This window comes from Ralstonia sp. UNC404CL21Col, assembly GCF_000620465.1.
Taxonomy (GTDB): Bacteria; Pseudomonadota; Gammaproteobacteria; order Burkholderiales; family Burkholderiaceae; genus Ralstonia; species Ralstonia flatus.
Map to the genome: position 1 here is coordinate 1,272,973 of NZ_JIBE01000004.1, position 24,691 is coordinate 1,297,663.

The window sequence follows — 24,691 nt, forward strand, 5'->3', positions numbered from 1 at the left end:
AGGTGACGAGGTGAGCGGGTCAGGCTTCGGCCTTGAGCAGCGCGATCTTGTCGCCCAGCTTGGCGCCCATGGCCGCGCCGAGGGCCTGAAGGCCGGTGGCAGGACGGACCATGACTTCAAACTCGACGATCTTGCCGTCGGCATTGAAGCGGACCATGTCGATGCCCTTGAGAGCCTTGCCGCTCAGGTTCGCGCTGAATTCGAGCACCACGCTGGCGCCGTCGTCGGTGGCGAAGCTTCGGTGGTAAGTGAAGTCTTCAAAGACGGTGTTGACGGTGCGCAGGACCAGTGTGGTGGCCGTGCGCCCCGGGTAAGGCGTGTGTGCCACGGGTGAGCGGAAGACCACTTCGTCGGCGAACAGGCGGTCGAGATCGTCCATGTTGCCGCTCTCGAGCATGGCGTGCCAGGCCTCGAGCGTGGCCTGCGCGGGGGCGTTCAGTGTCTGGGGAATCGGCTGCGGCATGCTGGCTCCTGGGCAGAAAGTGCAACGGATTGCATCAACGTGGCATGCAACATAGCACAGCCAACTTTCTCTATGCAACAAGTTGCATAGTAGAGCCATTCGACTTCAGCCGAGGTCAGCCGACAGTGCTTTGTGGGTGCTGCGCACGTACCACGATGACGGTGCGATGCGACAGGCGCGCCGTGCGCTCGGCCACGCTGCCCAGCAGAATGCGCGCGAGTCCGTGCTTGCCTTGCGAGCCCACGACGATGGTGTCGGCCTGCCAACGCTCGGCTTCATGCTCGAGGGCGTTGCCGATGTCGTCGTCGGTGGCGTCGAGCATCAGCACGCCCGTTTCAGCAGCGGTGCCGTCAGCGTCGAACTGGCGCTGCAATTCGACCAGCGATGCGCTCGCCGTTCGGTGCGCCTCTTCGCGCAACGTGTCGACGCTGTAGATTTCGCGCGACTCCGGCATGGCCGGCGAGCCGATCGCCCAGACGACCCGGACCCGGCCGTTGAATGCGCGGGCGAGGGCAGCGGCTTCCTCGACCGCCAGGTGGGATTCATGGGTGCCGTCGAAGGCAGCAAGAATGCGCTGATGCATGGGGCGCTCCGCAGAATCGGAATGGGAATGCCTCACTGTAGCAGCGCAGGTGGGCGATGCTGCACCCCGGATGTGCCCGGGGTTGCGCGTCGTCAAACGGGAGTTGTCGTGCGCGCTGGGTGCGCCAGCAGCAAGTCGAGCAGCCCTTGCGCCGCCACCGACAGACTGCGCCCGTCGCGCCGGATGACATACAGCGTGCGCACCAGCCCGGGCAGCGGCAGCGGCCGCACCACCAGCTCGGGCAGCCGGAACTGGAACAGCGCCAACGCCGGAATGACGGTGATGCCCAGGTTGGCCGCCACCAGCGCGGCCGCCGTGGCCAGGTGCTCGACTTCCATGCCGCTGCGCAGCTTGGTCGGGTGCAGCGCCGCATCCAGGTATTGCCGGATGCTGGTGTTGCGCGCGAGGTGAATGAACGGTGTATCGACAAGATCGCCCACGGCCAGGGCCCGCTTTCGCGCCAACGGGTGCGCCTCGTGGCAGACGAGATGGAAGTCGTCCGCGCAGAACGGTTGTGCGGCCAAGCCCGCCATGTCGGCGCCCATGGCCGCGATGGCGAAGTCCGCCGCCCCGCGCCGGACCATGTCGATGCATGAGTCGGACAGTTGATCGTGCAGCGCCAGCTGGATGCCCGGATGCTGCGCGGAGAACGCGGCCAGCACACCCGGCAGGATGCCCGCGGCAATCGACGGCAGCGCGGCCACCGTCACGCGCCCGGTGCGGGCTGCGGCGCGATCGCGCAGCTCGGAGAACGTCGCCTCGAAATCGGCCAGCAGGCGCAGGGCCGATTCGGCAAAGGCTTCGCCCTCCGGAGTCAATTCGACATGGCGCGTATTGCGGTCGAACAGGCGCACGCCGGCGTCGGCCTCCAGGTTCTGGATCAGCGCGCTGAAGGCCGATTGCGACAAGTGGCACGTCTGTGCCGCCTGCGTGAAGTTCTTGTGCTCGCGCAGCGCGGCAAAGGCGCGGAGCTGCTTGACGGAGAGGTTCATGGCGATGCCGGGCGTGGTGCGCCAGCTTAGCCTGGAATCTCCAGCGTGAGCAGCGCGCTGGACAGCGACTTGCCATGCGCATCCAGCGCCAGCGAGCGCGTCACGCCGCCGGCCAGCGCCCCGTGCAGCACGAAGTTCAGCGCGCCCAGCTGCGGCAGCACGTAGCGCTCGACCTCGCCGTGGACAAGTTCAGCGAAATGCGCGCGCACGCGCTCGGCCGTGACGTGTTGTTCGAGCATGGCGAAGTCTTCGGCGCGGTCCGGACGAAGGGCGATCACGGAGATGCACGAGATGTCGCCCTTGTCGCCGGCGCGTGTGTGGGCGAGGTCGCGGAGGGTGCGGGGCATGTCAGCTCTCCAGAATGTGCACGGCGTGCGGGGCCAGTTCTGCGGGAATCAACGTCGATGCCACGGCGATGATTTCGCGCGCGCTCTTCGTTGCGCCGCCGCCGCCGGACGGGCCGCAGGTCAGCAGTGTTTCGACTTCGTTGCCGATGCGGACGGCTTCGGCCATCGATTCAGTGCGTGCCGCCACGCGCACGCGCACTTCGTACGGTTCGGCATCGATGCGGGAGAGGGCTGCGCCATGCAGCGCATCCACACCAATCAGCTCGAAGCGTGTTTCTGTCATCTGCACGCCGGTAAGCGCCAACCGCTCGCGCACGATGTCGAGCGCCAGCTTGCCGCGCGCCACCGCGTTGGGGCCGGCATAGCTGATCTGGCCTTCGCCGATGTAGCTGTCGAGATAGCCGATGGAAACCTTCAACTGCCCCGTGCGCGGTGTGCCGGTGGCGCCTTCGATGACGACGCTGTCTTTGCCGTCGGCGTGCATGCGCACGTTGGAGAAGTCCGCCACCACATCGGGCGTAAGGTAGCGCGCCGGGTCATGGATTTCGTACAGCAACTGCTCCTTGCACGTGGCTTCGCTGACGAGACCGCCGGCCGTGGCGACTTTGGTGATGCGCACCGAGCCGTCTTCACCGACTTCGCCAATGGGGAAGCCCAGACGTGCGAGGTCGGGTACGTCCTTGATGCCGGGGTCGGCAAAGTAGCCGCCCGTGATTTGTCCCGCGCATTCGAGCAGATGGCCGGCCAGCGTGCCGCAGCCCAGGCGGTGCCAGTCGTCCATGCGCCATCCGAAGGCATGGACCAGCGGCCCAAGCGCCAGCGCCGGATCGGCCACGCGCCCCGTGATGACGACATCCGCGCCCTGCGCCAGCGCGTCGACAATGCCCTGCGCGCCCAGATATGCATTGGCCGACACCATGCGCGCGTGCAGTGACGCGACCGGCGCGCCGCCATCCATGAGCGTGAAATCGTGGCCGCGGGCTTGCAGCAGGTCGAATACGTCGTCGCCCGTCACGGCCGCCACGCGCAGCTTGAGGCCCAGCTCGCGGGCGATGTCGCGCGTGCGCTCGGCCGCTGCCTGCGGGTTGGCTGCGCCCATGTTGGTGACGATGCGGATGCCGCGCGCCGCGCACGCCGGCAGCACGGCCCGCATGCGCGCTTCGAGCAGCGGGTCGTAGCCGTGCGAGGGGTCTTTGCGGCGCACCTGCTGTGCGAGCGCGATGGTGCGCTCGGCCAGGCATTCGAACATCAGCACGTCGATGTCGCCGTGCTCTGCGAGTTCCAGCGCCGGTTCGATGCGGTCGCCCGAATATCCGGCGCCGCCGCCGATGCGGAGTTTTTTCAACGCGGTCTTCATGCCATCACCACGGAAGCACGCCCAGCACCACGGCCACTGCGGTCATCAGCAGCGAGGCACCGAACAGGAAAGGGATCGAGAATTTCTGATGGTCGGCCAGCTCGATGCCGCACAGGCCCACCACGAGGAAGGTCGCCGGTGTGAGCGGGCTGACCGGGAAGCCGGTGGTCATCTGGCCGAGCACGGCAGCCTGCGCGACATGCACCGGCGCCACCCCCAGCATCTTCGACGCTTCGGCCACGACGGGCAGCACACCGAAGTAGAACGAATCCGGATCGAACAGCAGCGACAGCGGCATCGACAGCACGCCCAGCACCACCGGAATGTGGTGCGCCATGGCGGGCGGAATGAAATCGACCGCCGTCTTCGCCATCGCCGTGAGCATGCCGGACTTGCTCATGATGCCGGTGAACACGCCGGCGGCCAGCAGAATGCTCGCCATCATCAATGCTGCCTTGGCGTGGGCGTCCACGCGCTGGCGTTGCTGATCGACGTTGGGGTAGTTGATCAGCAGCGCCGCCACGACGCCCAGCATGAACATCACCACCGGGTCGACCTTGCCGCTCACCATCACGCCCATCACGACGACGGTGAGGATGAGGTTGATCCAGAAATTGCGCGGGCGGCGCAGCGCCTGTTCCGCATCTGAGAGCGGGCGCGCGACGACCTGCGCGCCATCGGCGTGGTGGGCGAGGCCCAGGCGTTTTTCTTCCCGCTTGCCCAGCAGCCATGCGCAGGCAAACACGAAAGCGAGCCCCGCAATCTGCACCGGGATCAGCGGGTTGAAGATGTCTGTCACGGGCATGTGCAGCGAGGCGGATGCGCGGATCATCGGCCCCGTCCACGGCAGGAAGTTCACGCCGCACGCCATCGACGTCACGCACGCCAGGATGCGGCGGTCCATGCCCAGCCGGTCGTACAGCGGCAGCATGGCCGGAATGGTGATCAAAAACGCCACCGCGCCCGAGCCGTCCAAATGAATCAGTAGCGCCAGCAGCGCCGAGCCGACCACGATGCGCGGCGGGCGGCTGCCCACGGTGCGCAGGATGCGGTCAATGATCGGGTCGAGCATGCCGGCGTCGGTCACGATGCCGAAGTACAGGATGGCGAAGATGAACATCCCCGCGACGGGCGCGACGTCCTTGATGCCGCCGATGATGAACTTGCTGGTGTTCAGCCCGAAGCCGCCCACAAGCGCGGCGATGACGGGAATGGCGATGAGCGCGACCAGCGGCGACATGCGCTTCGTCAGGATGACGACAAACAGCGCGACGATGGTCAGCAGCCCGAGCAGTGCGAGCATGGTCTCCTCCGAGTTTTTTGGATTCGGAATCCCTGTTGGCGGGATTTCAGAGCGACTCTAGAAGTTGGCGATCTGCCTGTGAAACAGAATATTTGGATCGATTGAGCGGTTTTGTCGATGAGTGATGCCGACGCCGCCCGTCAAATCGCGGCAGAATGTTCTGCATTCCTATCCAACCTTCCACCGACGGAGCCACCGTGAGCGCCACCCCCACCGTCCTGATCCTGCCGGGCTGGCAGAACTCCGGCCCGGCGCATTGGCAATCGCGCTGGGAGCGCGCACATGGCGATCGCCGTGTCGAACAGCGCGACTGGTTTGTCCCGAAGCGTGCCGACTGGGTGGCTGCGCTGGAAGCTGAAGTCAGCGCTGCGCCGGGCGATGTCGTGTTGGTGGCGCACAGCCTCGGCTGCGTGCTGACGGCACATTGGGCGGCCACTTCCGCCCGAGCGGTGCGCGTGCGCGGCGCCTTGCTGGTCGCGCCTCCGCAGCTCGATCGTGCCGACATGCCGCCGGAGCTGGCGGACTTTCGGCCCATTCCGCAGCAGCGGCTGCCGTTTCCCGCCGTGCTTGTTTTCAGCACCAACGACCCGTTCAGCGACGCCGCCTGGAGCCACGCCCAAGCCCAAGCGTGGGGTGCGGAGCCCGTCGACGTCGGCGCGCGCGGCCATATCAATGCCGAATCGGGTTTGGGCGACTGGCCGGAAGCCCGCGCCATCGTCACCAAGTGGACGAAAGACCTCATTTGAGGTCGCCGGAATGCGGGGCTTGACCCTGAAGCTTCTTTAGGGTTTTGAATGGAGGCATGAAACCCGATCTCGCCTCCGCCCTGCCTATCCACGACCACGCCAAGCCGGAAGCCGCCGGCTGCGGCGGTTGCTGCGGTCATGCGCAACCGGTCGCCAGTGACGTCGCTGAACACGCCCATGACCATGACCATCATGATCACGACCATGACCACCACGATCATGGTCACGGCCACGCGCCGGTAGCGGCTGCCCCCGTCGACGCCGCCGCACGCGCAGCCGCCACCGGCCGCACCGTCGTGCGCATCGAACAGATGGATTGCCCGACCGAAGAGCGCATGATCCGCGCCAAGCTGGGCAGTGCGGATGGCGTTGTCGCGCTGGATTTCAATTTGCTCGAGCGTCATCTCACCATCCACCACACCGTTGACGATGTGGCGCCCTTCCTGGAAGCGCTGCGCGCCATCGGCATGGACGGCGAGGTGCTCGAGCAGCGCGATCGCCTGGCCGCCACACCCGCTGAGCCGACCCGCATCTCGCGCCGCACGTGGCTGCTCGGCATCGGTGGCGTGACCGCATTCGGCGCCGAGGCCATCGCCTGGTCGCTCGGCGATCACGCGTGGCCGGTGCTGGCGCTGGCGTTAGCCTCCATTGCATTGGCCGGCGGCCCGACGCTGCGCAAGGGCTGGATTGCCGTGCGCGCGCTCACGTTCAACATCAACTTCCTGATGGCGGTGGCCGTCATCGGCGCGCTGCTGATCGGCAAGTGGGCCGAAGCGGCCATGGTGATCTTCCTGTTTGCAGTGGCAGAAGCCATCGAGGCCCGCGCGCTGGTGCGGGCTCGCGATGCTGTGCGCGCGCTGACGGCCATCGCGCCGGACACCGCAGAGTTGGCCGATGGCGTGGGCGGTTGGCGCGATGTGGCGGTCGACAGCGTTGCCGTCGGCGCGCGCCTGCGTGTGCGCACCGGCAGCCGCGTGCCGGTCGATGCGCGCATCGTGAGCGGCCGCGCCGCGCTGGACGAATCGCCCGTCACCGGCGAAAGCCTGCCGGTGGAAAAAACCGTTGGCGACACCATCCTCGCCGGCACGATCGTCACCGACGGCGTGGTCGAGGCGCAAGCCACGGCGTTGGCAGCGGACAGCACGCTGGCGCGTATCGCCGGGGCCATCCAGCAAGCGCAGTCGCAGCGTGCGCCCACGCAGCGCTTTGTCGACAAGTTCTCTTCCATCTACACGCCCGCGATGATGTTGCTGGCGTTGGCGGTGGCTGTCATCGGCCCGCTCGTCACCGCCGATGGTTGGCTGGCGTGGACCTATCGCGCGCTCGTGCTGCTGGTGATCGCGTGCCCGTGCGCGCTGGTCATCTCCACGCCGGTCACGGTCGTCAGCGGCCTAGCCGCCGCCGCAGGCCGCGGCATCGTCGTCAAGGGCGGTGTGTATCTGGAAAGCGGCCGGCGCCTGCGCGCGCTGGCGCTGGACAAGACCGGCACGCTCACCGCAGGCCGCCCGGCGTTGGATGCGGTGATGTTGCCCGACGGCACACGCCGCGCCGTCGCGGATCTGAACGCCGCGACCGACGCGACGCCGTTGCATGCGCTGGCAGTGGCCGCAGCGCTCGATGCCAACACCACGCACCCGATTGCCGTGGCCATCGTGCAGGCCGCGGCGGCGCATGGCGCGGTCGATGCGAACGCCGTGGAAGACCTGTCGGTGCTGCCGGGCCGTGGCGTGGCCGGCACGCTGGGCGGCGTACGTTGGCATCTGGGCAACGCGGCGCTCGTTGCAGAGCGTGGCTTCGATACCTCCGCCTGGCGTGCCGCTGCCGAGTCGCTGCAAGCTGAAGGCATGTCTGCCGTCACCCTGTGCGATGCGAACGGCGCGGTGGCGCTCTTTGGCGTGCGCGACCGCGAGCGCCCCGAAAGCGCCGAGGCCATCGCCGCATTGCGCGCGCTCGACGTGACGCCCGTCATGCTCACCGGCGACGACCGCCGCGCGGCACAGGCCATCGCCAAGACAGTCGGCATCGAGAACGTGCATGCGGAGCAGCTGCCTGCCGACAAGCAACGCGTGGTGGGCGAGCTGGCCACGCAACACGGCTTCGTCGGCATGGTCGGCGACGGTATCAACGACGCCCCGGCGCTGGCGCGCGCCGACATCGGTTTTGCCATGGGCGCCGCGGGCACGGCCACCGCGCTGGAAGCCGCCGACGTGGCCATCATGGACGACGACCCGCGCAAGCTCGCCAGCTTTATCCGCATCAGCCGCCGCACGGTGGCGGTGCTGCGTCAGAACATCGTGCTGGCGCTGGGCATCAAGGCGGTATTCCTGGCGCTGGCCGTGATGGGCGACGCAACGCTGTGGATGGCCATCTTTGCCGATGTGGGCGCGAGCCTGCTGGTGGTGTTCAACGGGCTGCGGGTGATGCGCACGCGCGCCTGATCTGTCGGCGCGCGTGCGGGGCCGACGCGATCAGCGCAGGCCGGTAATCCGCGCGTCCTTCGGGTAGGTGATGAGGTAGTCAGCCGAGAAGCGCGCGCTCTCGCCGGCCGGAATGGTCTGCTCCCACGCGATCACGCCGGCGCGGCGTTCCCAGTTGCGCTTGGCCGGTTCCGGCGTGAAGGTGGAACGCACCTTGATATCGTCGGACTGGCTGACCGGCGTGGCCTCCAAAATCTGCACGTCGATAGCGTCGCGGTGGCGGTTGCGCACCGTGTAGAGCGCCGCCAACTGGCGCTCGTTGCGGTTGTCCAGCAGGCCCACGCTGCGCTGGAAAGTCTTCGGCGTTTCCACCACCACGCTGACGAGATCATCGCGGCCAAAGGGCAGCGTGACCTTCGGGTCTTCGCCGGCCGGATTCCACTGCGTGCTGCCAACCACCGCGCCATCGCGGCGCAACTGCATGTTGCCGGCGGGCCAGATGCCTTGCGGGCGGTCCACCGTGGCGACCAGGTAGGCGGTGGCGTCCATGCGCGGCGTACTGCGCGCAGCAAGTTTTGCGGGCAGCGTTTCGCTCGCCAACGTGAGCGTGATCTTCTGCGCGTCGGAGGGCAGTTCGGTTGCGCCCGCCACGTCGAACTCCGTGGCAAACGCAGTCTGGACGGCGTTCACTTCGAACAGCGGTTCGGCATCGGCCTCACGCTGTTCATTGTTCCGGCCGAAGCTGGCCTTGGGTGCTGGCGCCATCGCCGCTGCGGGTGCGGCGGGGTAGGGCATGGCCTGCGGCGGCGGTTGAATATCCAATTGCCATGCATACGGTTCCGGCCCGCGTGGCGTGTTGCGCGGCTGGCCGGTCGACAGGCGCAGATGCACGCCGCGCCAGTCCTCGCCGGTGGATTGCGCAAGCGTGGCTTGCCGCTCGACGACCACGTTCGAACGCACCGAATCCACGCTCGCCTGATACGCCGGCCGCCAGCCCGCACGCGATGTCTGATAGCTGACGCGCAACTCACCGCCGCGCGGCGCCGCCACGGCAATGCGCACGGTGCGCAGCGTGCTGGACGCCGAGCCGTGCGTGCGTTGCAGCGCGTCAAGCTGCGCCTTCAATTCAGCGTCGCGCTTCTTCAGTTGGTCCTGGCGGGTGAAGACGTCTTGCGCATTACGGGCCAGCGCGTCGGTGGCGCGGCCCAGCGTGGAAAAATCGGTGGCCGGCGCGCGGCCATCGCCGCCCGTGCGTTCGCTCACGGCCTTCAGGTAGCTGGCTGACAGCGCATTCGCCTGGATCTGCACGCCAAGCGCGGCGCGCTGGTCTTCCAGTGCGCGGATTTGTGTGTCCAGCGCTGTTCTGGCGCAGCCGCTGCCCTCGCTGGGAACGCTTTCCACGCGCACATCCCCAACGCGGATGCTGCTATCGCCTTCCACGCGGAGGCTGTCTGCATCGAACGTCATGGGCAGGCAGGCCAGCTCTACGCTGCGGGCGCCCGGCGCGACTGTGGCCGTGCGCACGACGGTGGCGCTATCCGGATACAACGTGACATCGGTGATGCGCGAAGGCGTCGCTGCCTGCGCCATGACAGCCGCAGCAGACGCGATGGCGCCAAGCGCCGCGCATGCCACGCGTTGTCGATGCTGGAATCGTGCTGCCGCCGCTGGTTTTGTCTTCATCGCCCCGCCCCACGTGTCGTGAAATGCGGCGAGTATCGCACGTCAAAGCGCACGTCAAAGTGACGTGCCCCGCAGGGGAAAAGACCGTTCAGCGATGCACGCCGCGAATATGCCGGTGCGCGTGTTCGCCCTCGCCATGTTCGTGGCTATGGCCTTGGTGAGGGGCGGCGAGCGGCTCTTCGTGCAGCGATTGCAGCACGCCGCATTCGGCCACGGACGCGGCCGTCGTGCAGCGTTGCCCGATCGCTTCGATCTGGCCTTTGAGATCGGTCAGCTCGGCGATGCGCGCTTCAACGTGGCGCAGGTGCTCGTCCAGCAGGTTGTTGATTTCTTCGCAGGAGGCCTGCGGATTGGCCTGCAGTTCAAGCAGCCGGCGGATTTCAGTGTGCGCCATGTCGAGCGACCGGCACTTCGCAATGAAGGCCAACTGCTCGACATGCTCGGGCGTGTAGACGCGGTAGTTGTTGGCGGCGCGCGCAGCCGGGGGCAGCAGGCCCTGCGCTTCATAGAAGCGGATGGTCTCGATGCTGATGCCCGTGCGCTGGGCGAGTTCGCCAATTTTCATACGCGTTGAAAAAGAATCAGAAGACAGTCGGCTCGGCGGTGATGGCTTCGACGCCGGCCACTTTCAGGCAGGCATCCAAGCAGGCGCGGCAGGCCGTTGCACAGGCGCTGCAATGGCCTTGGCCGTGATGATCGCATTCTTCGGCGCACTGGGAGCAGATCTCGGCGCAGTCTTCCAGCAGCAGTTCTGCAAATTCGCTGTTGCGCTCAAGGAATTTGCGCGTCAGAGCGCAGTATTCCGCGCAATCCGTACACACGCCGATGCAGCGCGCCATGGCTTCGGCGTGGCCGTTCTTGCCGGATTCCGTCGCGCAGTGAGTGCAAGCGGCCTCGCATGCCTGCAGCGCCTGGATCACACTGGCAAAACGCTTGGCATTCTCTTTCGCGGTCGGACGAGTGGTCATGTCGGTTCTCCTGTGGCAGTGGATGTGCACGCGCGCGCGCTTGGGAAGGGATGCGCCCGGGCGTGGCCCGAGCGTCATCTCTCCAATTTAGCAACTCGCGCTCCACTGCGTGAGCCCGACTTGTGCTTTATACCGCTTCTGCCTCGCTCTTGCCGCTGCGCAGCATGCCGTTGCCGGCACGTGCAATGAGTTGATTGACGCCGCCCACTACGGCGCGGATCGACGCCGTCGTGAGGTTGGCATCCACGCCCACGCCGAACACGCTGCCCGCCACGCCCGGCGCGGCCATTTCGGCAAACGCGATGGCATCGGCATTGGCGCCCTGGCCCAACGCGCGCTCTTCGTAGTGATGGATCGACACGGGCGCTGCCAGCACGTGCGACAGCGCATGCACCAGCGCATCGAGCGGTCCGTTACCGGTGCCTTCGCAGATGTGCTCGCGGTCTGCAATGTTGACCACCAGGCGGATGTGCTGGCTGCCGTCATCGCGCTCGGTCAGGCGGTGTGATACGTAGCCGATCGCGCCATCGCCGCGCAGATAGGTCTGCTGGAAGAGCGCCCAGATGTCGGCGCCCGTGGCTTCGCGGCCGCTCTCATCGGTCAGCTGCTGCACGGTGCTGCTGAATTCCACCTGCAGGCGGCGCGGCATGGCCACGCCATAGCCGGATTCCAGCAGGTACGCGATGCCGCCTTTGCCGGACTGGCTGTTCACACGAATGATCGAGTCATACGTGCGGCCCACGTCGGCGGGGTCGATCGGCAGGTAGGGCATTTCCCACAGCGCATCGGGCTTCTGCACTGCAAAGCCCTTCTTGATCGCATCCTGGTGCGAGCCGGAGAACGCCGTGAACACCAGGTCGCCCACGTACGGATGGCGCGGATGCACCGGCAGCTGCGTGCAGTCCTCGCAGGTCCGTGCCACGTCATTGATGTGCGAGAAATCCAGCTCCGGATCCACGCCTTGCGAATACAGGTTCAACGCAAGCGTGACGAGATCCACGTTGCCGGTGCGCTCGCCATTGCCGAACAGGCAGCCTTCCACGCGATCGGCGCCGGCCATCACGGCCAGTTCAGCCGCTGCCACGGCAGTGCCGCGGTCATTGTGCGGATGCACCGAGAGGATGATCGAATCGCGGCGCGCCAGGTTGCGATGCATCCATTCGATCTGGTCGGCGTAGATGTTTGGCGTGGCCATCTCCACCGTGGCAGGCAGGTTGAAGATGATCTTGTGCTCGGGCGTCGGCTCCCAGACTTCGGTCACCGCGTTGCAGACCTCCAGCGCAAAATCCAGCTCGGTGCCGCTGAAGACTTCAGGGCTGTACTGATACGTCCACTGCGTCTCGGGCATCGTCTGCGCAATTTCGCGGATCAGCTTGGCGCTTTGCACGGCAATGCGCTTGACGCCTTCGCGGTCGGTGTTGAACACCGTGCGGCGGAACACCGGCGCGGTCGCGTTGTAGACGTGGATGATGGCGCGTTTGGCGCCGCGCAGCGATTCCATCGTGCGGCGGATCAGGTCTTCGCGGGCCTGCGTGAGCACTTCGATGGCCACGCCGTCGGGGATGTGTCCGCCCTCGATCAGTTCGCGGACAAAATCAAAATCGGTTTGGGAGGCAGCGGGGAAAGCGGCTTCGATTTCCTTGAAGCCGATCTGCACGAGCATCTTGAACATGCGCATCTTGCGCTCGGCGTTCATGGGCTCGAACAAGGCCTGGTTGCCGTCGCGCAGGTCCGTGCTCATCCAGATCGGGGCACGGGTGATTGTCTTGTTGGGCCAGGTGCGATCGGCGAGGGCGATGGCGGGGAAGGGGCGGTACTTGGTGGCGGGGTTCTTCAACATGGTGAGTGCGTCCTGTGAGATCGAGATCGGTTTCGTACAACGGGGACGGCCGCGCGGGCAGCGTCCGGGGTGGCCGGAATCGGGTTCGGGAGGTGGCGGCCAGACAGCCACGGGCGCGTGGTCTGGCAACCGGTCGGTAGTCGTAGCGAAAGCGGGATCGAGGCAGACATGAGGAAGCTCCAACGATTCGGCGCACGGACTGCGCCACACACAAGGCCCGTCGCCGCTTAGGGCACGGACCGGTCAAACACCGGAACGAGGGGGAAAGAGAGGTCTACGCGCTTACACGCGTAGTAGAGAAGCGGATAGCAGACCGCGCACGCACGAGAGGGTGCGGGCAGGAGCGGTACGGAGGGTGGTCTGCTGAGAATGCATTTGGCGATAGTGATGGGGAGGGCGGGGTGTTGTCAAGCTGCCTGGGCGGATTCCGGACCGTTTTTTTGGGGCAGATGAAACACCAGAGCCTGAGCCGACGAAAACGTGTGCAGCCCCGCCAAAAGCCATGTGATGTGGCGCCAGCAGAACCCATCCGAACCTGCTTTAATACACCCCGTCCATGCCGCCAGCCCGCTATATCAATGGGTTTATAACGGCAAGACTCCCTCACGCCCCACAAGGAGAATCCCACAATGGTCACGTTGAACATCAACGGCAAACCGGTGGAAGTTGATGCCGATCCGTCGACGCCGCTGCTCTGGGCGTTGCGCGACAACCTCGGCCTGACCGGCACGAAATTCGGATGCGGCGTCGCATCGTGCGGCGCCTGCACGGTGCACCTGAACGGCCAGCCCACGCGCAGCTGCGTGCTGCCGATTTCTGCGGTGGCCGGCCAGCAGATCACCACGTCAGAACACATCGCCGATGACAAGGTCGGCAAGGCCGTGCTCGACGCCTGGGTCAAGCACGACGTGGCGCAATGCGGCTACTGCCAGAGCGGCCAGATGATGAGCGCGGTGGGTTTGCTGCGCACCAAGAAGAAGCCGACCGACGCCGATATCGACAGCGCGATGGCCGGCAATCTCTGCCGCTGCGCGACGTACCAACGCATTCGCGCGGCCATTCACGACGCCGCGAAATCGCTGGCCTGAGTCCACCGGAGAATTCACGATGCGTATTCGAAATCTTGAAGCGCTGGCCGGTGGCGGCGCGCAACATCAACCGGCGTCTGCGGAGGCCGGGTCGGCCACGCTTGACCGACGCAGCTTTCTGAAGCTCACGACGCTGGCCGGCGGCGGCCTGGCGTTGGGCGTGGTGCCGGTGTTGGCGGGCGCGCAGGACGCCAAGGCCAAGCCGCCATCGCCGCCGCAGGCATTCATCATCATTGCGCCGGACAACACCGTCACCGTGGCGGTGAACCGGCTCGAGTTCGGTCAGGGTGTGCACACGGCATTGCCGATGGCGCTGGCCGAAGAACTCGACGTGGATTGGCGCAACGTGCGCGGCATGTTGGCGCCCGCAGGCGATCCGTACAAGGACCCGGGCTTCGGCATCCAGATGACCGGCGGCTCGACGGCGCTGAATCACTCGTTCCAGCAATATCGCGAGCTGGGCGGTCGCGCGCGTGCCATGTTGATCTCGGCGGCGGCCGAGCGCTGGAAGGTCGATCCGTCGACATGCCGCACCGCCAATGGCGTGGTCACGTCGGGCAGCCACCGGGCCACCTACGGCGAACTTGCTCAGGCCGCGATGGCGCTGCCGGTGCCGGCGCAGGTCACGCTCAAGAACCCGTCGCAGTTCCGCATTGTCGGCAAGCCCACGCCGCGCCTTGATGCGCGCGCGAAGCTCGACAGCTCGCTCAAGTTTGGTCTGGACACGCGTCTGCCCAACATGAAAGTGGCCGTGCTGGCCCGCCCGCCGCGTTTTGGCGGCAAGGTGGCCAAGTACGACGCGGCGGCGGCCAAGGCGGTGAAGGGCGTGGTCGATGTGCTGCAGATCCCGACCGACCGGGGCGGCACGGGCGTTGCCGTCATCGCCGACGGATACTGGCCGGCCAAGCAGGGCCGCGACGCGCTGCAGGTCACGTGGGAAGACGCCGGCTCGACGGTGTCCACGCCGGCGTTGATGGCGGAGTACAAGAAGCTCGCCGGCCAGCCCGGTACCGTGGCCAAGGCCGCGGACATGAGCGCCATCCAATCCGCCGCAACGCGCATCCAGGCCGACTACGAGTTTCCTTACCTCGCGCACGCGCCAATGGAGCCGCTGAACTGCACGATCGATCTGCAGAAAGACGGCGGCAAGACCACGGGCGCGAAGGTGTGGGTGGGCTCGCAGTTCCAGACCATCGATCAGGGCGCGATTGCCAAGGTGCTCGGCGTATCGCCCGAGAAGATCGAGCTGAACACGATGATGGCGGGCGGTGGCTTTGGCCGGCGCGCGATCACCACGTCGGACTACGTGGTGGAAGCGGCCAACGTGGCGAAGGCCTATGCAGCCGCCGGACACAACGGCCCCGTCAAGGTGATCTGGAGCCGCGAAGACGACATCCGCGGCGGCTATTACCGCCCGATGCATCTGCACCGCGTCAACGTGGGCGTGGACAACAGCGGCAAGGTCGTCGGCTGGGACCACGTGATCGTCGGTCAGTCGATCCTCAAGGGCACGCCGTTCGAGGCCTTCATGGTCAAGAACGGGGTGGACGAGACCATGGTCGAGGGCGTGATCGAAAACGACTACGGCTTCCCGATGCAGCTGACGGTGCACCATCCGGACGTGAACGTGCCGGTGCTGTGGTGGCGTTCCGTGGGCCACACGCATACGGCCTACGTGATGGAAACGATGGTGGACGAGGTGGCGCACGCGGCCAAGCAGGACCCGGTCGCTTTCCGTCTCGCGCGCTTTACCGGCAAGGAGCATGAACGCCATCGTGCGGCGCTGCAGCTGGCTGTCGACAAGTCCGGCTACGGCAAGCGCAAGCTGCCCAAGGGCCAGGCCTGGGGCGTGGCGGTGCATGCGTCGTTCGAGTCGGTGGTGGCCTATGTGGTGGAGGTGTCGGTCGACCAGGGCAAGCCGCGCGTGCATCGTGTCACCGCAGGCGTGCATGCCAACCGCGTGGTCAACCCGATGGGCGCGGAAGCGCAGATCCAGGGTGCCTGCGTATTTGGCCTGGCGATGATCCAGCCGGGCTTTGCCATCGACATCGAAAACGGTGCCACCAAGAACAGCAACTTCACCGACTTCCCGCCCGTGCGCATGCCGGACGCACCGCCGGTCAACGTGTTCTTCGTGCCGTCGGAAGATAATCCGACCGGCCTGGGCGAGCCCGGCACGCCGCCGATTGCACCGGCGGTTGCCAACGCGCTGTTCACCCTGACCGGCAAGCGTCAGCGCAAGCTGCCGTTCGACACGGTGTAGTTGTCATCATCGCGTGATGAGATGAAAGCCGGCATGCAGTCCTGTGTGCCGGCTTTCTCGTTCTTGCAGCCTCGTATCCCCCCAGTTTTGCGGACCGATTCTTGCGTCCGCGATTGCGTCGTTCACCCACCGGAGGAGCATGTCATGGCATTGAATATCCTGTACACCGCCCACGCCAAGGCCACAGGCGGCCGCAACGGCCACACGCAAACCGAAGACGGCCAGGTCTCGCACGACCTGTCGGTGCCCAAGGCCATGGGCGGCCCCGGCAAGCCGAATACCACCACGCCCGAAGACCTGTTTGCCGCCGGCTATGCCGCGTGCTTCGGCTCGGCGTGCGACTTTGTCGCCAAGAGCATGCTCAAGCTCAATCCCAGCAACATCGAGATCCACTGCGATGTCGGGATCGGCACGCGCGATGAAGGCGGTTTCGGCCTGAAGGTCGGATTGACCGCGCGGATCAGCGGGCTGTCGCAAGCCGATGCCGAGAAGCTGGTGGCCCAGGCGCATCAGGTGTGCCCGTATTCGAACGCCACGCGCAACAACGTGGAAGTCACCCTCAAGACCGAGGTGGTCTGATGCTGCAGCGGCCTGCTGTTGGCGTGTTGCTGGCCGCGGGCCGCGGCAGCCGGTTTGATGCGGCGGGCGTGGCCAACAAGCTGCTTGCCCCGCTGCCCGATGGAACGCCCGTGGCGGTGCAGGCCGCGCGGCACCTGAAGCAGGCATTGGGCGACGTGGTGGCAGTGGTGCCCGCCGCTGCCACGCATGGCGCGCAGGTCGATCAACTGGCCGCGCTGTTGACCGAGGCCGGTTGCGAAGTCTTGCGCTGCCCCGACGCTGCACGTGGCATGGGCGCCAGCCTGGCTGCCGGCGTAGCCGCACGCCCGCAAGCCAGCGGATGGATCATCGCCCTGGCCGACATGCCTTGGATTGCCCCTGACACCATCACCCAGATCGCAAGCGCAGTGGACCCACACCGTTGCGTTGCGCCCTTTCATGCCGGGCAGCGGGGCCACCCGATCGGCTTCGGCGCCGACTTCTTCGCGGGCCTGACATCGCTCGACGGCGACGAGGGCGCGCGGCGGCTGATCGATCCTGCCAAGCTCATCCGCATCGAGACTGATGACGCCGGCGTCCTGCGTGATGTCGATACGCCGGCCGATCTCGCCCGCTGACCCAACCACGTTGGCGTACAACGACGCACTGCAGAACATCACGATGTGCTGACCGGAGAGATCGTCTTCATCGACTTGGCCCGGAGTGCTCGGGAGCCCGAGCACGGTGATCGACCATCGGCCAAGCAGGTCCAGCGCTACGCGCCACGTCGTCTTCCCCGAGAGCGCCGTGCGCGACGGCGTTGGATGCATGCGCCGCTCTCAAACATTCGATGTCCACAGTCCAACACCGGCGCGCCACCGTCAAACAGTGGCGCGCGGCCCTCAGAGGCCCGAACGCGGCCCAAAAACATCCGACCCATCGGAGCTTCGAGGGCCGAGCTTCGCCGTCAAAGACTCGACGTTGACCTGTTGAGGCTGAAGCGCCACCGTCCGAGGCTCGAAGGCGGCTGTCGGAGGTCGGAAATGTCGAGCTTCAAGAGCGGAGCGCGAGTGTTTGAGGCGCGTCTTCCACGCGCTGAGGGTCGATGCCGGATGTTGGAGGGGCATGTTCCGGCGTCAAGGGCTCGGGCACGGCGGTTTCAGGCTGACGTTTTCCCGTAGGCATGGGTGTTCGCGGCTGATACACCTGATCGTGCGGGGAGGAGCAGACAAGGGCCGCGTTTCCAGCCGCTCCCCACTTGTCCACAGCAACGCGCACACCGCTTGCAAAACCCACCGCAACCAGTTGACGGAAAAGGGTTTGTTGCACGATGTAACAGCCCCGTCCGATGTGGATAACTTTGTGCGGGTGCACCCGTTTCATTTGATCTGCATGTTTGCCCAAACCCGTCAAGCCCTTTTGTGACTTGGGTCTCGGCAGACCGGGCGGGTTATGCACAGAACATGTGGATAAGTCTGTGGGAAACACCATCCGAGCCGCGTGGCGACGGCTTTCGGTCGGCGCTGCTTGCGAATGCGGCACGGCTGCTCAGACGCCCCGGCGCTGCACATTGCAACGATTGATTACAACTTGAAACAGCATGTCGCGCACCCGTTGACCAAACTGCCGGTACGCGATTGCTGATCGCGACCGACGCATTCAAGGAGAAAAACATGGTTCGGGTACTGACGATTCTGCTGGCCGGTGCCACCTTGCTGAGCGCAACCGGCTGTGCCGATATGACGGCACGTCAACGCAATACCGCCATCGGTGCGGGTGTGGGTGGGTTGGCCGGCGCTGCGCTGATTGGCGGCCCGGGTGCCACGCTGGGGGGTGCCGCACTGGGCGGCCTGGTGGGCAACGTATCGACGCGTTGATTTCGGTTCGACCTGAGCGTCGAGCCCAAAAGGAAACGGACCCGAGGTCAAACCTTTGGGTCCGTTTTTTTATGCCTGTGCGCGGCTTCGGGTGCGCAGCAGATCTTCCACAGCCGACACCTCCAGCGGGCGTCCAAACAGAAAGCCCTGCACTTCGTCGCACGCATGCGCGGTCAGGAAGGCCGTTTGCTCGGGCGTTTCCACACCTTCGGCCGTGACGGTCATGTTCAGCGCGCGGGCCATCGCGATGATGGTCTTGGTGAGCGCCACGCAGTCCGCCACCCCAGGCACGCCGCTGATGAACGATCGATCGATCTTGATGTTGTGAATCGGCAAGCTGCGCAGATACGACAGCGATGAGAACCCGATGCCGAAATCATCGAGCGAGATGCGCACGCCCCGCGCGGCCAGGCTCATCAGCAGCCGCTGTGTCGATTGACGGTCGGCCAGCAGCACGCTTTCGGTCAATTCCAGTTCCAGCCGGCCGGGCGCCATGCCCGAGGCCTTGAGCGCCTCGTCAACGTCGCGCTCGATCACGCCGGCATCGCATTGCCGCGCGGACACATTCACCGCCATGCGCCCCGTGAAGCCGAACTTGCGCGCCCAGGCTTCGCCCTGCGCGCAGGCCTGCATGAGCGCCCAGCGGCCGAGTTCGAGGATGTAGCCGGACTCTTCCGCCACGTCGATGAACTCGCTCGGTGATACGGCGCCCAGCTCAGGGTCGGACCATCGCATCAGCGCTTCAACTGCTACAAGCTCGCCTGAATGCAGCGCGTACTTGGGCTGATACACGAGCCGCACCTGACCGCGCCCCAGCGCGCGCCGCATGCGCTCGTTGAGGGTGAAGCGGCGCAGCATCTGCGTTTCCAGCGCACGCGAATACCGGGCGATGCGGTTGCGGCCGTGCTCCTTGGCGCGGTACATGGCGGCCTCGGCATGGCTGACGAGCGTGGCCGCATCGCCGCCGTCTTCCGGGTAGGCCGCCACGCCGATGCTGGCCGACAGATGCACTTCGCGGTCGCCGCCGGTAAAGGGGCGGGCCAGCGCGTCGAGCACCTGTTGCGCGAGCGTGTCAGCGGCGTTCGGATCGTCGATGGCCACGCAGAACTGATCGCCGCCCAGCCGGGCCAGCAGCGCACGCTGGCCCGCCTGGGCACGGATGCGTTGCGCCGCCGTGTTCAGCACCTGGTTGCCCATGTGGTGGCCGATCGCTTCGTTCACGGTCTTGAAGTGGTCCAGCCCGATATACAGCAGCGCCGATTCCCCGGTGGAGGGCAGCGCCAGCCGCGCATCGAGCCGCTCGATGAACGCGGCGCGATTGGGTAGCCCCGTGAGCGAATCCTTGGTTTCCAGCAGGCGCAGTTGCTCGTAGGCGGAGCGCTCGGCCGTGATGTCGGTAAAGATGACGAGCACCGCGTGCGGGGATGCGCTGTCCGGCGAGAACATCGGCAGCACCGATTCGCGCAGCCACACGATCTGGCCATTGCCTGCCGGCACGCCCACCACGACGTTGCTGATGGCGCGCCCCGTGCGCGCGGCCAGAGTGGAAGGCCATGCGGCGCGCGGCAAGATGGCCCCGTCTTCGCCCAGCATCATGTCGCTCAGCGCCACGCGCGGGCGGCCTTTCCATGAGGCGCCCGACATGCGCAGGATTTCGGCGGCGCTGCGGTTGTACGACAGCACGCGGCCATCGGTAGACAGCGTCAGCACACCCTCGCTCAGATGGTTGACGACCAGCCGATACTGATCGCGCAACTCGCGGGTCTGGCGATATTCGTTCTCCAGGCGCAGCAGCTTGACCAGCGCGGCGATATAGCGGCCGCACTCTGCGCGCAGCGTCGCGTCGTCGGGCGGGGTGGCAGGTTCAGCGGTGGGGAAGAAGAGGCAGAGGAGATCATCGGCGACGGCCATGCCGCCATGCTGGGCCGGGATGCGGCATAGCCATGCCGGCTGCGCGGTGTCCAACACGCGGGTGAGCGCTTCGCGCAACGCAGCGGGCGCATTGGCCTCGCGAATCAGTTCGATCGGCGCCAGCTCATTGAGCAACGGTGCGATGCGGGCGAGCCCGATATCGACCTCGCCCTGCGCCGCGGGCGACAAATGCGCGGCATGGTCGTCCTGCAGCGCCAACCGCGCGCGGGCACGCTGGGTGCCATAGAGCCGCGCCCGGCCGGAAACGACACGCACCACCACACACAACGCCGATGGCAAGGCGGCTTCGAGCGCGCGCAACGCAGCATGCAGCCGCTCGCCCAGAGACGCGGCGGAAGGCAGCGTGGAAAGCAGATGATCGAGATGCTCGTGCGGCAACGCGGCACCGATGGCGTCGGCGCTCAGCACGCGCTCGCCCGCCTTGCCCGGCAGCTGCGCATCGAGCGGCAGCGGCAACCCGTGTACGACGACCTGCTGCGCGGGCAACCCGTCAAAGCGGGTCGGCGTGACCGTCAGGCGGACGCTGACAACCTCGTTGGAATCGCCGGCGGAGATGGCTGCGACGAGCTGCGCCGCAGGAATGACCCGTGCCTCTGACGGCATGGCATCGGCGTGTTCTTCGGTAGGGGGCTCCAGCCAAGCAGGCACATCCTGGAAGAAGCGCGAGAAGGGCTCGCCCAGCAGTTGGTCGGCCGAGAGCGCCCGCACCATGCAAACGCCTGCGGCATTGGCAAAGACGATGCGGCCTTCGAGCACCACATAGAGCGGAACCGGAAGGCTTTGCGCCGACAACGGGTAGGAAATTTCGTCTTGCATCCCGCGCTCCAACCTGAGGTATTGCCGTCATGTCTTTAAGCAGGGACTTCGGGCGAGGGTGGCAACAACGTGCCGGCTGCCGGAAGTCGGGGGCAATGCTCTTCATGATGCGCAAAAGTCGTGCGCGGCGCAAAGTCTAGTTTGTGGTCGATACAACACATTTTGATTTCGTTTTGTCGACCGCGTCGTTGTCCGTTTGCAGCACGGGTTTCAAAACGGGTGGTTCGGATGCTGAGGTATGCGCCGGTGGGCATTCAGCATTGGCGCCATGTTGACTTTCCCGCGCGGCGAAATGCTGATCCATCCAGCGATGCGCCAGCGTCAGGCCGATTGCACACATCAAAACGCATGTTCCCATTGTCAGGATGAAATAGGCGCTGATCCGTTCGACCGAACGTTCCGGAAAGAAGAAAGTCGCGGCGGCAAACAGGGTGCCTGCCAGCAAGCCAAAGAGCAAAAGCAGATAGTAAAAACGACGCGGCAAGAGCGAATTCATCGTTGTCTCATCCAACTGCAACCAAGGGTGTGCTGTTTTGAATCGTTTTACCGCTGGGCCAAATCGACATGCCGCATCGCTGCGATCACGGTGCAATGGCATGCCGGCGCGCGGCGCCGTGCGGATGAATCGGTATTGCGTTTGCTGGACTGCTGCAGACTGCCGCCCGCGGCAAAAAACCAGAATTGCGGGACCCGGCTGCGCTTGCTATGGTGATGGCACTGAAATGCAGTGCGATACGTGCTTGTAGCTTGAATGATCTCGTACGCTAATCCGACGCGTCAATCTGACTTTCCGGTTGAAACTGAGCATCGGGTGTGCCACAAGTTGATTCTTGGCGGAGTGGCGTTCTTTGAAGGGCCTCGATCAAAAACATTGAAATTTGATTTCAGTTATGAATACAATTGATCTAATATCTGGTTCGCACCAGATTTCACACCAGACTTTATCGGGAGCCCCTATGGCGACATACAAGGAATTGATTGCACAAAAGGCCAAACTGGAAGAGCAGATCGAAACTGCGCGCGCCAAGGAGCTGGAAGCGGTGATCCAGCAAGTGCGCCAGACGGTTGCCGAATATGGCCTGACGGCTGAAGACCTGGGCCTGGCCCAGCGTCGTGGCCGTCGTGCCGGTGCCAAGGCTCCGGTGCCGGCCAAGTATCGCGACCCGAAGACGGGCGCGACGTGGTCCGGCCGCGGCCGCGCCCCGGCCTGGATTGGCAAGAACCGCGATAAATTCCTGATCGCCTGATCTGTCGGCCCTGCCTGACGCGCAAGTGCCGCAATGCAAATGGCCCACCTGCCCGGTGGGCCATTTGCATTGCGGCACGCGATGATCGTTCCTGTATAACGACGGCATGACGCCCCGCCTGCCCAAATACCTCGAACTGGCCGATCGCATTCGGCTCGACATCCTGCACGGAGCGCTGCCGGCCGGCAGCATCGCGCCCAGCGAGAACGAAGTCGCCCAACGCTACGGCGTATCCCGTTTGACCGCGCGCCGCACGCTGAACGAGCTGGCGGCGCGCGGTCTGCTCAAGCGCTCGCGGGGGCAGCGCAGTGTGGTGCTCGATCGCGTGGGGCCGCATCGGCCGGTGCTGTACGCGCCGGGCCAGTCCGATGCGGCGCTGGAATATGTACCGGGCGCTGTCTATACGGTCAGCGCTTTTCGACTGGAGGCGGCCGACGCGATCGTGGCGGCCGCACTCGACCTGGCCGTGGGCGCGCAGGTGGCGTTTGTGGAGCGCCGTGCCCAGGTGGAGGGGCAGCCCATCATGCTGCTGCGTACCTGGCTGACGTCGCGGCTGGCGGCGATGCTTGAGGCGCGCGACTTTGAAGATCGCCTGTTCGTGCAGGTCTTCCAGCGTGCCAACCTGACCATCGCCCGCTCGCGCGAGGCGCCGCTGGCGTGTGTGGCCGATGCCCACCAGGCTGCGCAGCTCGGTGTGGATGCGGGCGTGCCGCTGGTGCGCGTGCGTCGCATCGGTTACAGCGTCGCGGACACGCCGATTTCCCTCACGTACTGCGATTTTTCGCCCGAGCGTTATACGCGCGAAGTCGACATCCGCGTGCTTCAAAACGACTGAAAGCGCACTGCGCCAGACCGGTGCAGAAACGGCGCCACACACCCTGCAATGGGGACTTGTCCGCCTGGGGTATTCAAGCTAGTCTGCGCCCCTTCCCGAGAAAACACATTCATTTGTGAAGCGACGCTTTGCCGACGGCGTATTGGCACGGCAGTTGCATTCACGGCGCCATCTCAGCGGCGGCGGGTTGAGCCACCTGCCGCCTCCACGCTGATTCAGTCGACTCAACACAACGGAACCACAAGAGGGAGAACTCAACAATGCAACTCAAGCGACGTTTTTCGCTGGCCGTGCTGGCTGCCGCCGCCGGTTTGACCGCAGGCGCAGCGCAAGCCCAATCGTCTGTGACGCTGTACGGCCAGGTGGATGCCTGGGCGGGCGCCACCAAGAACCTGGGCCAGGACCGCGCCTGGGGTGTCAATTCGGGCGGCATGTCGACGTCGTACTGGGGCCTCAAGGGCAGCGAGGATCTGGGCAACGGCCTGAAGGCGATCTTCACGCTCGAAGCGTTCTTCCGCCCCGATACGGGCAAGTCCGGCCGTTTTGACGGCGACCACTTCTTCGCACGTAATTCGTTTGTCGGCCTGCAGTCGAATAGCTGGGGCTCGATCAAGCTGGGCCGCAACACGCCGCCGTACTTCGTTTCGACGATCCTGTTTAACCCGTTCATCGATTCGTACACGTTCTCGCCGATGGTGTTCCACACCTACCTCGGCAACGGCCGTTCGGGCGCAGCGGGCATCTCGGGCCTGGTGGGCGATTCGGGCTGGGACAACTCGATCATGTATTCCACGCCGGACATGGGCGGCCTGACGGGCACCCTGATCTACGGCGCTGGCGAGCAAGCCGGCCACAACGGTCAGAACAAGTGGGGCGGCAGCCTGCTGTTCTTCCGCGGCAATTTTGCGGCCACGGCGGCGTTCCAGCAGGTGCGCTACGACGGCGCGCCGGGCGATCTGAACAGCCTGGTGGCGGGCTTTGCGCGCCAGACGGCGGGGCAACTGGGTGCGACGTATGACTTTGGCGTGGTCAAGCTGTACGGCCAATACCAGTACATCAAGAACACGATCAGCACCGGCGACGCCAAGAGCAACGGCGGCCAGCTGGGCGTGTCGATTCCGGTGGGCCCGGGCAGCATCCTGGCGTCGTACGCGTACACGAAGACCTCGGGTGCAGCCGACGTGAAGCGCAACACCTGGGCGGTCGGTTACGACTATTCGCTGTCCAAGCGCACCGATGTGTATGCGGCGTATTTCCGCGACAAGGTGTCGGACCTGTCGACGGCCGACACCTTCGGCGTAGGCATCCGCGCAAAGTTCTAAGCCTTTCGCGTTCTGCTTTCCTTGTCACCGCCCGCGTCTCGACAGCGCGGGCGGCCATTTGCAACGGCGTCCGGA

22 protein-coding genes are annotated in these 24,691 nt (G+C 65.6%); 10 read left to right on the top strand and 12 right to left on the bottom strand.

Features of this window, described 5'->3' with window-relative positions; translation table 11 throughout:
* Positions 1–19 precede the first annotated feature (19 nt).
* From N511_RS0113730 to N511_RS0113755, 6 genes are all read right to left on the bottom strand, one after another.
* Positions 20–463: a nuclear transport factor 2 family protein gene (locus tag N511_RS0113730; RefSeq protein WP_027679838.1), complete on the bottom strand. Its 444-nt coding sequence runs from the start codon at positions 461–463 to the stop codon at positions 20–22.
* Positions 464–578: 115 nt separating this feature from the next.
* The gene (locus N511_RS24235; protein WP_037026905.1) at positions 579–1,046 is read right to left on the bottom strand and encodes a universal stress protein; all 468 of its coding nucleotides are present in this window, start codon (positions 1,044–1,046) and stop codon (positions 579–581) included.
* A gap of 92 nt (positions 1,047–1,138) precedes the next feature.
* Positions 1,139–2,038, bottom strand: coding sequence for a LysR family transcriptional regulator (locus tag N511_RS0113740; RefSeq protein ID WP_027679839.1), 900 nt, complete (start codon positions 2,036–2,038; stop codon positions 1,139–1,141).
* Positions 2,039–2,064: 26 nt separating this feature from the next.
* Positions 2,065–2,385: an AtuA-related protein gene (locus tag N511_RS0113745; protein WP_027679840.1), complete on the bottom strand. Its 321-nt coding sequence runs from the start codon at positions 2,383–2,385 to the stop codon at positions 2,065–2,067.
* A gap of 1 nt (position 2,386) precedes the next feature.
* Positions 2,387–3,742 (bottom strand): acyclic terpene utilization AtuA family protein, encoded by a 1,356-nt coding sequence (locus tag N511_RS0113750; RefSeq protein WP_037026673.1) that lies wholly within the window; start codon positions 3,740–3,742, stop codon positions 2,387–2,389.
* Positions 3,743–3,746: 4 nt separating this feature from the next.
* Positions 3,747–5,045, bottom strand: a complete 1,299-nt coding sequence (locus tag N511_RS0113755; protein WP_027679842.1) for a CitMHS family transporter — start codon at positions 5,043–5,045, stop codon at positions 3,747–3,749.
* 197 nt (positions 5,046–5,242) lie between these two features.
* Between N511_RS0113755 and N511_RS0113760 the strand changes: the two genes are divergently transcribed.
* Positions 5,243–5,791, top strand: coding sequence for an RBBP9/YdeN family alpha/beta hydrolase (locus N511_RS0113760; protein WP_027679843.1), 549 nt, complete (start codon positions 5,243–5,245; stop codon positions 5,789–5,791).
* 56 nt (positions 5,792–5,847) lie between these two features.
* Positions 5,848–8,229, top strand: a complete 2,382-nt coding sequence (locus N511_RS0113765) for a heavy metal translocating P-type ATPase (protein ID WP_027679844.1) — start codon at positions 5,848–5,850, stop codon at positions 8,227–8,229.
* A 30-nt stretch (positions 8,230–8,259) separates the two neighbouring features.
* Here N511_RS0113765 and N511_RS0113770 read toward each other — a convergent pair whose 3' ends face one another.
* The 4 genes from N511_RS0113770 to leuA all read right to left on the bottom strand — a co-directional run bounded on the left by N511_RS0113770 (position 8,260) and on the right by leuA (position 12,699).
* Positions 8,260–9,891 carry a DUF4139 domain-containing protein gene (locus N511_RS0113770; protein ID WP_027679845.1) on the bottom strand — a complete coding sequence of 544 codons (1,632 nt, stop codon included), beginning with the start codon at positions 9,889–9,891 and terminating at the stop codon, positions 8,260–8,262.
* Between the two features lie 88 nt (positions 9,892–9,979).
* Entirely contained in the window at positions 9,980–10,456 is a 477-nt protein-coding gene (gene cadR / locus N511_RS0113775; protein WP_027679846.1) for a Cd(II)/Pb(II)-responsive transcriptional regulator, read from the bottom strand.
* A 16-nt stretch (positions 10,457–10,472) separates the two neighbouring features.
* Positions 10,473–10,859 carry a four-helix bundle copper-binding protein gene (locus N511_RS0113780; protein WP_027679847.1) on the bottom strand — a complete coding sequence of 129 codons (387 nt, stop codon included), beginning with the start codon at positions 10,857–10,859 and terminating at the stop codon, positions 10,473–10,475.
* Positions 10,860–10,986: 127 nt separating this feature from the next.
* Positions 10,987–12,699 (bottom strand): 2-isopropylmalate synthase, encoded by a 1,713-nt coding sequence (gene leuA / locus N511_RS0113785; RefSeq protein WP_027679848.1) that lies wholly within the window; start codon positions 12,697–12,699, stop codon positions 10,987–10,989.
* Between the two features lie 629 nt (positions 12,700–13,328).
* On the opposite strand from leuA, the gene N511_RS0113790 reads away from it, so the two are divergent.
* The 5 genes from N511_RS0113790 to N511_RS0113810 all read left to right on the top strand — a co-directional run bounded on the left by N511_RS0113790 (position 13,329) and on the right by N511_RS0113810 (position 18,464).
* Complete coding sequence (locus tag N511_RS0113790; protein ID WP_004631388.1) at positions 13,329–13,787, top strand: (2Fe-2S)-binding protein; 459 nt, start codon at positions 13,329–13,331, stop codon at positions 13,785–13,787.
* A 19-nt stretch (positions 13,788–13,806) separates the two neighbouring features.
* Positions 13,807–16,050 carry a xanthine dehydrogenase family protein molybdopterin-binding subunit gene (locus N511_RS0113795; protein ID WP_027679849.1) on the top strand — a complete coding sequence of 748 codons (2,244 nt, stop codon included), beginning with the start codon at positions 13,807–13,809 and terminating at the stop codon, positions 16,048–16,050.
* 144 nt (positions 16,051–16,194) lie between these two features.
* Positions 16,195–16,629: an organic hydroperoxide resistance protein gene (locus tag N511_RS0113800; protein ID WP_027679850.1), complete on the top strand. Its 435-nt coding sequence runs from the start codon at positions 16,195–16,197 to the stop codon at positions 16,627–16,629.
* Complete coding sequence (locus tag N511_RS0113805; protein ID WP_027679851.1) at positions 16,629–17,225, top strand: nucleotidyltransferase family protein; 597 nt, start codon at positions 16,629–16,631, stop codon at positions 17,223–17,225. The genes N511_RS0113800 and N511_RS0113805 overlap by 1 nt, the downstream gene beginning before the upstream one ends.
* A 1,035-nt stretch (positions 17,226–18,260) precedes the next feature.
* Positions 18,261–18,464, top strand: a complete 204-nt coding sequence (locus N511_RS0113810; RefSeq protein ID WP_027679852.1) for a hypothetical protein — start codon at positions 18,261–18,263, stop codon at positions 18,462–18,464.
* A 69-nt stretch (positions 18,465–18,533) separates the two neighbouring features.
* Here N511_RS0113810 and N511_RS0113815 read toward each other — a convergent pair whose 3' ends face one another.
* Both N511_RS0113815 and N511_RS0113820 read right to left on the bottom strand, forming a co-directional pair.
* A complete protein-coding gene (locus N511_RS0113815) occupies positions 18,534–21,212 on the bottom strand; it encodes a putative bifunctional diguanylate cyclase/phosphodiesterase (RefSeq protein ID WP_027679853.1) in 2,679 nt (892 codons plus the stop codon).
* A gap of 136 nt (positions 21,213–21,348) precedes the next feature.
* Positions 21,349–21,708 (bottom strand): hypothetical protein, encoded by a 360-nt coding sequence (locus N511_RS0113820; RefSeq protein WP_027679854.1) that lies wholly within the window; start codon positions 21,706–21,708, stop codon positions 21,349–21,351.
* A 460-nt stretch (positions 21,709–22,168) separates the two neighbouring features.
* On the opposite strand from N511_RS0113820, the gene N511_RS0113825 reads away from it, so the two are divergent.
* The 3 genes from N511_RS0113825 (at position 22,169) to N511_RS0113835 (ending at position 24,616) form a co-directional block, all read left to right on the top strand.
* Positions 22,169–22,459 (top strand): H-NS histone family protein, encoded by a 291-nt coding sequence (locus tag N511_RS0113825; RefSeq protein ID WP_009240021.1) that lies wholly within the window; start codon positions 22,169–22,171, stop codon positions 22,457–22,459.
* A gap of 106 nt (positions 22,460–22,565) precedes the next feature.
* The gene (locus N511_RS0113830; protein ID WP_027679855.1) at positions 22,566–23,294 is read left to right on the top strand and encodes a GntR family transcriptional regulator; all 729 of its coding nucleotides are present in this window, start codon (positions 22,566–22,568) and stop codon (positions 23,292–23,294) included.
* A gap of 260 nt (positions 23,295–23,554) precedes the next feature.
* Positions 23,555–24,616 carry a porin gene (locus N511_RS0113835; protein ID WP_027679856.1) on the top strand — a complete coding sequence of 354 codons (1,062 nt, stop codon included), beginning with the start codon at positions 23,555–23,557 and terminating at the stop codon, positions 24,614–24,616.
* Positions 24,617–24,691 lie beyond the last annotated feature (75 nt).